The following is a 10,942-nucleotide window of genomic DNA, read 5'->3' as shown; positions in this document are numbered from 1 at the left end:
CTAGGCTGGCACGCAATTCCTCCCGGGACCATCCGCCATGCTGCGCCGATCGCTCCTCGCCACCCCGCTGCTCCTGCCCCTCCCCGCCCGGGCGCAGGACCGCTTCCCCAACCGGCCGATCCGCCTGGTGATCCCGGTCGCCGTCGCCGGCGTCACCGATATCGTCGGCCGCATCCTGGCGGAGGGGATGGCGAGCATCCTCGGCCGGCCGGTGGTGGCGGAGAACATCGCCGGCGCCGGCAGCACGGTGGCCGCCGCCGCCTTTCAGCGCACCCCGGCTGACGGCTACACGCTCTTCATCGCCACGAACAACCACTCGGTCATGAAGGCGATCTATCCGCAGATCCCCTTCGACCCGGTGGCGGATTTCGTCCCGCTGGCGCTGGTCGCGCGCCAGCCCTTCGTGCTGGCGGTGCATCCGGACGTGCCGGCGCGGGACGTGCCGGAGCTCCTCGCCTGGCTGAAGGCGCAGGGGGAGGCGGCGAATTACGGCGCCGCCAATCCCGGCGGCAGCAACCACATGGCGGGCGAGCAATTCCGCCAGCGCGCCGGCGTCACCTTCACCATCGTGCCCTATCGCGCCGCCGCCGCCTCGGTGCAGGATCTGGTGGCCGGGCGAGTCAACCTTACCGTCGACAGCCCGACCATGCTGCTGCCGCTGATCCGGGACGGCCGGGTGCGCGGCCTCGCCGTCTCCACCGAGACTGCCTCCGCCCTGGTGCCTGGCCTGCCCAGCCTCGCCGAGGCAGGGATCGCCGGCTACGACATGACCGTCTACCAGATCCTCTTCGCCCGGCCCGGCACGCCGCCCGAGGTGCTGGCCACGCTGCAGGAGGCGGCGCGAAAGGCGATCGCCGAGCCCGGCTTCGCCCAGCGCCTGGCGAGCGTGGGCTGCGAGCCCTGGCCGGAGTCCTCGCCCGCTGCCGCTTCCGCCGTGCTGGCGGCGGACATCGCGCGCATGGCGCCGGTGGTCTCCGCCATGAAGCTGTCCCCCGGCTGAGGGGCTGACGCCGCCTCGGCTTGCGTCCCCCTCCCGGGGATGGCCATATGCCTTTCCGGGAGGACGCGCATGAACGATCCAGCGTCGTTGTTTTCGCTGGCCGGCCATACGGCTTTCGTCACCGGCGCCTCGGGGGCGCTGGGGGCGCATTTCGCCCGGGTGCTGCATGCAGCAGGCGCCCGGGTGGTGCTGGCGGCACGGCGGGCGGAGGCCCTGGCGGCGCTGGCCGCCGAACTCGGCGAGGGTGCCCTGGCCGTGCCGCTGGACGTGACGGACCCCGCCAGCATCGCCGCCGCCTTCGACGCGGCGGAGGCCGGTTTCGGCCCCTGCGACATATTGGTGAACAATGCCGGCATCGCGGTGACCAAGCCGGCCCTGCAGCAGAGCGCCGAGGATTGGGACAGCGTGCTGGACGTGAACCTGCGCGGCTGCTTCCTCGTCGCCGGAGAGGCGGCGCGCCGGCTGGTGGCGGCGAAGCGGCCCGGCAGCATCGTCAACATTGCCTCCATCGGCGGGTTGCGCATCCTGATGGGCGTCGCCGGCTACACCGCCTCCAAGGCCGGGCTGGTGCAACTGACGAAGCAGCTCGCGGTAGAATGGGCGCGGCATGGCATCCGCGTGAACGCGCTCTGCCCCGGCTATATCGAAACGCCGATCAATCGCGAATTCTTCGCCTCGGAGGCCGGGCAGGCCGTGGTCAAGCGGGTGCCGCAGCGCCGCCTCGGCCAGCCTGAGGACCTCACCGGCCCGCTGCTCCTCCTCGCCTCCGCCGCCGGCGCGCATATGACCGGCGCGGTGCTGGCGGTGGATGGCGGCCATTCCGTCAACGCGCTCTAGGACTCCCGCCGATGGATTTCAGCCTTTCTCCCGAGATCACCGAGATCGCGCAGCGCATCCGTGCCTTCGTCGAGGCCAGGCTGATCCCGCTGGAAGCCGACCCGGCGAGCTATGACGAGCACGAGAACATCGCGAAGCCGCTGCTGGATAAGCTACGCGCCGAGGCCAAGGCGCAGGGCCTTTGGGCCCTGCAGATGCCGCAGGAACGGGGCGGCGGCGGGCTGCCCATGGTCGGCCTGGCGGCCTGCTATGAGGAAATGAACCGCAGCATCTTCGGCCCGGTGGTGTTCCACGGCGCGGCGCCGGATGACGGCAATATGCGCGTGCTGAACATGGTCGGCACGGAAGCGCAGAAGGAACGCTGGCTGCAGCCCATCATCGATGGCGAGGTGCAGAGCAGCTTCGCCATGACCGAGCCGAACGGCGCCGGCAGCGACCCCTCCATGACCCTCACCAGGGCCGAGCGGAAGGGCGACCGCTGGATCATCACCGGCCGCAAGCACTTCATCACCGGTGCCGGGACGGCGAAGCATTTCATCCTCATGGCGCGGACCAGCGACGATCCTCGCAACGGCCTGACCGCCTTCCTCTTCCATGCCGACCAGCCCGGCTGGCGCATCATCCGCCGCATCCCGATCATGGGGCCGGAGGAGCATGGCGGGCATTGCGAGCTGGAATTCGATGGCCTCGAGATCGCCGATGAGAATGTCCTGATGGGCGTCGGCGACGGCCTCCGCGTCACCCAGATCCGCCTCGGCCCGGCCCGTCTCACCCACTGCATGCGCTGGGGCGGCATGGGCCGCCGGGCGTTGGAAATCGCCTCCGCCCATATCGAGCAGCGCCGCAGCTTCGGCACGACGCTGGCCGAGAAGGAGAGCGTGCAGCAGATGATCGGCCAGGCGGCGATGGAGCTGGATATCGGTCGGCTGCTGACCATGCGCGCCGCCTGGCTGCTGGACAATGGCAGCCTGGCGCGGAAGGAGATCTCCATGGCAAAGATCGTCGCCGCGGATGCGCTGCACAAGGCGGTGGATACGGCCCTGCAATTGCTCGGCGCCCGCGGCTATTCCAAGGACACGCCGGTGGAGTGGATGTACCGCTACGCCCGCCAGGCACGGCTGGTGGATGGCGCCTCGGAGGTGCACCGCATGGTGCTGGCGAATTTCCTCCGCCGCCAGGGCAAGGAATTCTTCCAGTGGGGCGTGCATCGTGGATGACGGTGACCTTCCGAGGCTGAGCGCGAACCACGTTCCGCTCTCGCCGCTGTCCTTCCTGGCGCGGGCGGCGCGCATCTACCCGCATCGCACCGCTGTCATTCATGGCGCGCGCCGCATTACCTATGCGCAGATGGCGGAGCGGGCGCAGCGGCTCGCTTCGGCACTGGCGCAGGCTGGCATCCGGCCGGGCGATGTCGTCGCGATCCTGGCACCGAACACGCCGGAGATGCTGGAGGCGCATTACGGCGTGCCGCTGGCCGGCGCCGTCCTCTGCACCATCAATATCCGGCTGGATGCGGCGTCCATCGGCTTCATCCTGCGGCATTCCCACGCGCGCGCCTTCCTGGTGGACAGCGAGTGGGCGCCGATCGCCCGCGTCGCCCTGGCGGATGTCCCGGACCCGCCGGTGCTGATCGACATCGTGGACAGCGAGGCACCCGGCCCGGAGCGTATCGGCGGCACCGAGTATGAAGCCTTCCTCGAAACTGGCGATCCGGCCACGCCCTGGCGCCTGCCGGCGGATGAGTGGGAGGCGATCTCGCTCTCCTACACCTCCGGCACCACGGGCGACCCGAAGGGCGTGGTCGCCCACCATCGCGGCGCCTATCTCAATGCCAGCGGCAATGCGCTGGCCTTCAGCCTCACCCCGCGCAGCGTGTATCTGTGGACGCTGCCGATGTTCCACTGCAATGGCTGGACCTATACCTGGGCGGTCACGCTGCAGGGCGGCACCCATGTCTGCCTTCGCCGCGTCGAGGCCGGCGCCATCTTCGCCGCCATCGCGGAGCATGGCGTGACGCATATGTGCGCCGCGCCGGTCGTGCTGACCATGCTGATCCACGCGCCGGCGGAGAAGAAGCGCCCCCTGCCCCACCAGGTCGCCATTGCCACCGGCGGCGCCGCGCCGCCCTCCACCGTCATCGCGGGGATGGAGGCGATGGGCTTCGCCGTGACGCATCTCTACGGCCTGACGGAGTGCTACGGCCCCGCCACCATCTGCCTCTGGCAGCCCGGGCTGGACGAGATGCCGCTGCCCGAAAAATCCGCCTTCATAGCCCGCCAGGGCGTGAACCACCCGATGCTGGAAGAGGCCGCGGTGCTGGACCCCGCCACCATGGCCCCGGTGCCGGCGGATGGCACGACGCTCGGCGAGGTGATGCTGCGCGGCAATACGGTGATGAAGGGCTATCTGCGCAACCCCAAGGCCAATGCGGCGGCCTTCGCCGGCGGCTGGTTCCACACCGGCGATCTCGGCGTGATGCACCCCGACGGCTATATCGAGGTGAAGGACCGCGCCAAGGACATCGTCATCAGCGGCGGCGAGAACATCTCGACGCTGGAGGTGGAGGAGGTGCTCTACGCCCATCCCGGCGTGATGGAAGCCGCGGTGGTGGCGGCGCCGGACGAAAAATGGGGCGAGGTGCCGCACGCCTTCGTCACCCCCGTGGATGGAGCGAACCCGCCGACCGAGGCGGAGATCATCGCCTGGTGCCGCGACCGCCTGGCGCATTTCAAGGCTCCGAAGCGCATCACCTTCGGCCCGCTGCCCAAGACCTCCACCGGCAAGATCCAGAAATTCGAACTGCGCCAGCGGCTGCGTTGAGTGTAGCCTTCCGTTCAACGAATGGGAGGAAACCACCATGCACCGCCGTGCCCTGCTTGCCGCCCCTGCCCTGCTCGCCCCTCTCCTGCGCCACGGGTCGGCCCGCGCCCAGCAATGGTCCCCGGACCGGCCCATCCGCATCCTGGTGCCTTACCCCCCGGGCGCGATCAACGACACGCTGGCGCGGCTGATCGGCGAGAAGATGGGCGACATGCTTGGCCAGCTCGGCGTGGTGGAGAACCGGCCGGGCGCCAGCGGGTCGGTCGCCATCACCGCCACGGCGCAGGCGGCGCCGGACGGCGCCACCATGGTGGTGGCGAATACCGCCAACCTCACCATGAACCCCTTCCTCTTCGCCCATACCGGCTATGACCCGCAGAAGGACCTCACGCCGCTCGCCGTCTGCGCCCGGGTGATGAATGCGCTGGTGGTGCCGGCGAACAGCCCCTACCGGACGCTCGCCGATCTGGTCGCGGCGGCGAAGGCCGCGCCCGGCAAGCTCAGCTACGCCAGCTCCGGCGCCGGCAGCTCCCCGCACCTCGCGGCGGAGCTGTTCAAGTACCGCACGGGCACCGACATCGCCCATGTGCCCTATCGCGGCAGCGCGCCTGGCCTCGCCGACCTCATCGCCGGGCGGCTGGAATTCTTCATCGACAACATCCCCAACGCCCTGCCGCATGTGGAAGGCGGCAGGCTGCGGGCGCTCGGCGTCACCGGCAGCGAGCGCGACCCGACCATGCCGGACGTGCCCACCTTCCAGGAAGCCGGGTTTCCGGGGTACGAAGTCTATGTGTGGTTCGGTTTCGTCGGCCCTGCGCGGCTGCCGGCGCCGATCCGCGACCGCCTAGGGGACGCGATCATCCGCATCGCCACCGGCCCGGAGACGGCGGAACGCATCCGCCGCGCCGGCGCCACGGTGTGGACCCGCAACCCGGCGGAATTCGCCGTGCTGATCGGCGAGGAATTGCAGAAATGGGGCACGGTGATCCGCGCCGCCAATCTGCGCCTGGAGTGAAGGAAGCGAACCATGAAGATCCTGCGTGCCGAGTCCCGCGCCACCAAATCGGCGCCGGCCTCGAACTTCACCGGCACGGTGTTTTCGGATGAGGTGCTGAAGGTCACCCCGCCCTCCCGCATGCGCGGCAGCGTCGTCACCTTCACCCCGGGCGGGCGCACCAACTGGCACACCCACCCGGTGGGGCAAACGCTCTACTGCCTCACCGGCATCGGCCGCATCCAGAAGGAAGGCGAGCAGGTGCAGGCGCTCTACCCCGGCGATACGGTGGTGATCCCGCCGGGCGTGCGGCACTGGCACGGCGCGGCGCCGGACCGCATCTTCTCCCACCTGGCGATGTCCGAGGACGGGCCGAACGGCGAGAGCACGGCGTGGTTCGAGCCGGTGTCCGACGCGGACTACAAGGCAGAGCCGGTCGCCTGACGGGAGCTCGCCCCCAGACCACCACCAGGGGCGCTGCCCCTGGACCCTGCCGGGGGGAAGAGCTTCCCCCCGGACCCCGCCCTGAGTTTGCAGGTTCAATCGCCCACCCGATGCAACCGGCTTACGCCAGGTGCCCATAGGTGAGGTTGCCGTACTGGCCGCCTGCCTCGGGGTTCAGCCGGGACGCACCGTCCCCTTCGGACGCCACGCATGCCGAGCGCAGCGCCATGACTTGCCGGCGGGCCAGGCTTGCCGAGGGCGGCATGGCGGTTGCAAGTAGACCCTCAGCCCCACCCCCAACGCCCCGGAGAGAGCCGCCCATGGCCAGCCATTCCCTGCGCGCCACGCCCGAGACCGTCCGCCTCGGCGTCTTCGACGCCGTCTTCCCGCCGGTTCTCACCATCGCCTCCGGCGACACGGTGGCGGTGGAATGCGTCTCCGGCCGGCCGGGCGTGCTGCCGGAGCCGGGCAGCGGCATGACCATCCCGCCGGCGCTGGCGGCGATCATCGAGGCCAATCCGGGCATGACGGCCGGGCATATCTGCACCGGGCCGATCGCCATCGCCGGCGCCATGCCGGGCGACATGCTGGAGATCCGGATCGAGAGCATCGAGCCGGGCAGCGATTGGGGCTGGAACATGATCCGCCCGCTGGCCGGCACCCTGCCGGAGGATTTCCACGAGCCGCATCTCATGGTCATTCCGGTGGACAAGGCACGGCGGGTCTGCCGGCTGCCCTGGGGCACGGAGCTGCCGCTGGCGCCCTTCTTCGGCGTGATGGGCGTGGCGCCGCCGCCCGCCTTCGGCCGGATCTCTTCCAAGGAGCCGCGGATCCATGGCGGCAACCTGGACAACAAGCAGTTGCAGCAGGGCAGCACGCTGTTCCTGCCGGTGCATGTACCTGGAGCGAATTTCTCGGTGGGCGACGGCCATGGCGTGCAGGGGGATGGCGAGGTTTGCGTGACGGCGCTGGAGACCTGCCTGAACGGCGTCTTCACCTTCGTCCTGCACAAGGCGGAGGGCGGCAAGCCTGCCCTGGCCTATCCCCGTGCCGAGACGCCCACGCACTACATCAGCATGGGCATGCATGAGGATCTGGACCAGGCGATGAAGACCGCGCTGCGCGAGATGATCGCCTTCATCACCTCCCGCACCAATCTCTCGCGCGAGCAGGTTTATGGCTTCTGTTCCCTGGCCGTGGATTTCCATGTGACACAGACGGTGAACGGCGAGAAGGGCGTGCATGGGCTGCTGAGGAAGGGCCTCCTGTTCTAGTTCATGGTTTCCAAAGGCCCTTCGGCCTTTGGCGGGGAGAGTTTGAGAGGGGCAGAGCCCCTCTCAAATCGCCCGCGAGATGCCCGCAAAGAATCCCCGCCGCATCCCATATTGCGGTGCCCCGACGCCGATCCCCGTGCCGTCCCGCAGCAGGTAGGCCCGGTCGAACAGGTTCAGGATATCGACGCGGAAGGTCCATTCCCCACCATCCGGCAGGGTCAGGCGCTGCGACAGGCCGAGATTCACCGTGGCATAGGGCGTCATCACCTGGCTGTTGGCGAAGCCCCGCCGCATGCCGCTGCCATAGACCAGCGAGGCGGAGAGCGTGCCGCCCTCCCAGGCCTCGTAGCTGGCGCCGGCGGAGCCGGTGAGGAGCTGGTCGTGGTCCGTGCGCACCCATTTGCGCTGCACCTGCGCCAGCTCCTCGGCGGTCCAGAAATACTGGTTGGAGACGAGGCCCTTGCCCTCGGACCGGCTGATGGAGAGGTTGCCGTAGAGCCGCCAGGGCCCTTCCCGCCAATCTGCGGTGAACTCCACGCCATAGGCGCGGCCCTTGGCGTAGTTGTAGGGCGAGAAGATGTAGGCCCGGCCGAATTGCCCGAGGTCCTGCATGTCCCGCACCGTGCGCGCATAGGCTTCCACGCCGAGGGTCAGGGATTCGCCGAAGCGGCGGCGGACGCCGAGGTTGAGATAGTGCGAGCGCTCCGCCTTCACCGGATCGGCGCGCAGGGTGGAGGGTTCCAGCGTCGTGCCGAGATAGCGCGGGATGTCCACGCGCCCCAGCAGCTCCGCCGGCGGCGGGGTGAAGTAATTCGCATAGCCCAGGGCGACGGTCGTGGCCTCGTCCGGCTGCCAGACGAGATTGGCGCGCGGGCTGAGCTGGGAGGCTTCCAGCGTGCCCGCCACCACGTCGAAGCGGGCGCCGAGATTGAGCGTCAGGCTCTCCGCCAGCCGCCACTCATCCTGGGCGTAGAGGCCGTAGAGAAGCTGCTCGGACCGGCTGCGCTCGCGGATGCCGAAGGGGGCGTCGAAGGTGCCGCCCAGGCCGTCCAGCGGCAGCACGGTGCTGTCCGTCGCGCTGCGGGTGGTGTCGGCGGAAAGGAAGAGGCCGCCGCGCAGGGTATGCGCCTCCGCCACGCGCCAGGCGGCGTCGCCCTGCAGCCCGTAGGCCAGGCTTTCGCGGCGGACGGCGCTGGCGAAGCCGTCGAAGAGAATGTCGCCCAGCCCGTCCGGCCGGTAGCGGACGGAGGAGGAGCGGAGAAAGGCGGAAAGCTGCAGATCCACCTCCCCCGCCGCATGCTGCGCGGCGAGGATGGCGAAGCTGCTGCGCTGCACCTGCCTGGCGTTCAGCCTGGCGCTGTCGAAGCTGGACTGGCCGAAGGCGGTGAATTCCGGCACCAGCCCGGGCGTGTTCGGCACCTGGTAGCGCGCCTGCACCGTGCCGGCGATGAAGGAAAGCCGCGTGGTCTCGCCCACCGGCACCGCCACCTGCATCAGGCCGCGCACCTGCCGCGTCTCGTTGTGGATGCCGTCCGGGCCACGGGTCGGGTTCTCGAAGCCGCGGTCGCTGGCGAGGCCGGAGAGGCTGGCGAAATACTCCACGGGACCGGCCATGCCGCCGTAATTGAAGCCAGGCTGGAGGGTGCCGAAGCTGCCGCCATAGAGGCTCACGGCGCCGCCCGCATCCTCGACACCGGAACGCAGCACCATGTCCACGATGCCGGCGGTGCGGTAGCCGAATTGCGCCGGCAGCGCGCCGGTGATGAGCGAGACGCTGCGCAGCGCCCGCGCATCGAAAAGCTGGCTGAAGCCGCTGATCGCCTCCGGCAGCAGCACGCCGTTCAGCCGGTACTGCAAATTGCGGTGGTCGCCGCGGACATGCAGATCGCCGAAGGCCTCCTGCACCACGCCGGGCGCCTGCAGCAGCACGTCGGTCAGCCGGGCATTCTCGCCCTGGGGCAGGGTGGCGATGGCGGCGCGGTCGATCTCATAGCGGCTGGCGCCGAGGGCGGGGGCGATGGCGTTGCGTGCAGCCTCGAAGGCGCGGGACTGCACGACGATAGGCGGCAGCTCCACCTCTGCCGGTCCGGCCGCTTGCGGCTCCTGCGCCGCGGCGGCGCTGGGCAAGGCGAGGCAGAGCAGGGCGATGATCTTTGAATGGATGTTCATCTCTTCACTTTCGATTCCTGTAGAGGTGTCGAGGTATTTATGTTTATTTTCAGATAGTTAGCATGTATTGCCCGAGCCTCTGGCGCAAGCCGGCGCGATCCGCGATGCTTTCCGCGCAGCACGCCAGGAGGCCGGCATGACGACGACGCTGTTCCGCAATCTCCGGCTCTGGGACGGGAAGGCCGATGCGCTGGCCGAAGGGCTCGAGGTCCTGGTGGAGGACGGGCGCATCAAGGAGGTGGCGGACCGGCCGATCGGCAGCGCCGCGGCGCGGCTGGTGGAATGCGGCGGCCGCACCCTGATGCCGGGGCTGATCGACGCGCATGTGCACGCCTATGGCGTGGATGCCGATCTCGGCCGGCTGGATAGGCTGCCGCGCAGCCTGCAGGCGCTGCGCGCGGCGGAGCGGCTGAAGCAGTCGCTGCAACGCGGCTTCACCACGCTGCGCGATGCCGGCGGCGCCGATTGGGGGCTGGCCATCGCCGTCGAGACCGGGCTGATCGCCGCGCCGCGGCTGTTCTATCCGGGCCGCGCCCTCTCCCCCACCGGTGGGCATGGCGACATGCGGCCGAACGTGTTCCTGGAGCAATTCTGCGGCTGCTGCGCGCCGACCCAGGCCATTGCCGTCATCGCCGACGGCGTGGATGAGGTGCGCAAGGCGGTGCGCGGCGAGCTGAAGCGCGGCGCGCATGCCATCAAGATCATGGCGAGCGGCGGCGTCGCCTCGCCCTCCGATCCGATCTACGCGCTGCAATACAGCGATGAGGAGATCGCCTGCGCCGTCTGGGAAGCTTCCGCCTGGCGCAGCTATGTCCTCGCGCACGCCTATACGCCGGAGAGTATCCACCGGGCCGTTCGCCTCGGCGTCCACTCCATCGAGCATGCCAACCTGATCGACGCGCCGACCGCCGCCTTCATGGCGGAAAAGGGCGCCTTCGCCGTCCCCACCCTCGTTACTTACGAGGCGCTGGAGGATGAGGGTGATTCGCTCGGCCTGCCGCCCGAGAGCATGCGGAAGCTGGCAGAGGTGAAGGGCGCCGGCCTCGGCAGCCTGGAAATCCTCTCCCGCGCCGGCGTCCGCATGGGCTTCGGCACCGACCTGCTGGCGGAGATGCATCGCCGCCAGTCGGATGAGTTCACCATCCGCCGCCAGGTGCTGCCGGCCGCCGACGTGCTGCGCAGCGCCACCAGCATCAACGCCGCGCTGCTGGGCAAGGAGGGGGAGCTGGGCGTCATCGCCCCGGGGGCGCTCGCCGACCTCATCCTGGTGGAGGGCGACCCGCTCGCCGATATCGGCGTGCTGACCGGCCAGGGGGAACGCATCCCCTTCGTCATGAAGGGCGGCGAGGCGCTGATCGACCGGCTGAATCGTTGACCACCCGGCCCGTCCCCCCGCATGCTGCG

At 69.6% G+C, this 10,942-nt stretch carries 9 protein-coding genes; 8 read left to right on the top strand and 1 reads right to left on the bottom strand.

Annotated elements, in window-relative coordinates; translation table 11 throughout:
- The first annotated feature begins 37 nt into the window (after positions 1-37).
- From E5N76_RS18345 to E5N76_RS18315, 7 genes are all read left to right on the top strand, one after another.
- Positions 38-1,000: a Bug family tripartite tricarboxylate transporter substrate binding protein gene (locus tag E5N76_RS18345; protein WP_149538777.1), complete on the top strand. Its 963-nt coding sequence runs from the start codon at positions 38-40 to the stop codon at positions 998-1,000.
- Between the two features lie 69 nt (positions 1,001-1,069).
- Positions 1,070-1,837: an SDR family NAD(P)-dependent oxidoreductase gene (locus tag E5N76_RS18340; RefSeq protein WP_149538776.1), complete on the top strand. Its 768-nt coding sequence runs from the start codon at positions 1,070-1,072 to the stop codon at positions 1,835-1,837.
- A gap of 11 nt (positions 1,838-1,848) precedes the next feature.
- Positions 1,849-3,054, top strand: coding sequence for an acyl-CoA dehydrogenase family protein (locus E5N76_RS18335; RefSeq protein WP_149538775.1), 1,206 nt, complete (start codon positions 1,849-1,851; stop codon positions 3,052-3,054).
- Positions 3,047-4,657, top strand: coding sequence for an acyl-CoA synthetase (locus tag E5N76_RS18330; protein ID WP_235907763.1), 1,611 nt, complete (start codon positions 3,047-3,049; stop codon positions 4,655-4,657). Before E5N76_RS18335 ends, E5N76_RS18330 begins: the two co-directional genes overlap by 8 nt.
- A gap of 37 nt (positions 4,658-4,694) precedes the next feature.
- Positions 4,695-5,672 carry a Bug family tripartite tricarboxylate transporter substrate binding protein gene (locus E5N76_RS18325; protein WP_149538773.1) on the top strand — a complete coding sequence of 326 codons (978 nt, stop codon included), beginning with the start codon at positions 4,695-4,697 and terminating at the stop codon, positions 5,670-5,672.
- A 12-nt stretch (positions 5,673-5,684) separates the two neighbouring features.
- On the top strand, positions 5,685-6,095 hold the full coding sequence (locus tag E5N76_RS18320; RefSeq protein ID WP_149538772.1) for a (R)-mandelonitrile lyase: 411 nt from the start codon (positions 5,685-5,687) through the stop codon (positions 6,093-6,095).
- Between the two features lie 320 nt (positions 6,096-6,415).
- A complete protein-coding gene (locus tag E5N76_RS18315; protein ID WP_149538771.1) occupies positions 6,416-7,369 on the top strand; it encodes an acetamidase/formamidase family protein in 954 nt (317 codons plus the stop codon).
- A gap of 63 nt (positions 7,370-7,432) precedes the next feature.
- On the opposite strand, the gene E5N76_RS29610 is transcribed toward E5N76_RS18315, so the two are convergent.
- Positions 7,433-9,538, bottom strand: a complete 2,106-nt coding sequence (locus E5N76_RS29610) for a TonB-dependent receptor (protein WP_187830248.1) — start codon at positions 9,536-9,538, stop codon at positions 7,433-7,435.
- Positions 9,539-9,674: 136 nt separating this feature from the next.
- Between E5N76_RS29610 and E5N76_RS18305 the strand changes: the two genes are divergently transcribed.
- Complete coding sequence (locus E5N76_RS18305) at positions 9,675-10,913, top strand: metal-dependent hydrolase family protein (protein ID WP_149538770.1); 1,239 nt, start codon at positions 9,675-9,677, stop codon at positions 10,911-10,913.
- Positions 10,914-10,942 lie beyond the last annotated feature (29 nt).

It is taken from the genome of Siccirubricoccus phaeus (assembly GCF_008360935.1).
GTDB classification, from domain to species: domain Bacteria; phylum Pseudomonadota; class Alphaproteobacteria; order Acetobacterales; family Acetobacteraceae; genus Siccirubricoccus; species Siccirubricoccus phaeus.
This window is presented reverse-complemented; position numbering and strand designations above follow the sequence as displayed.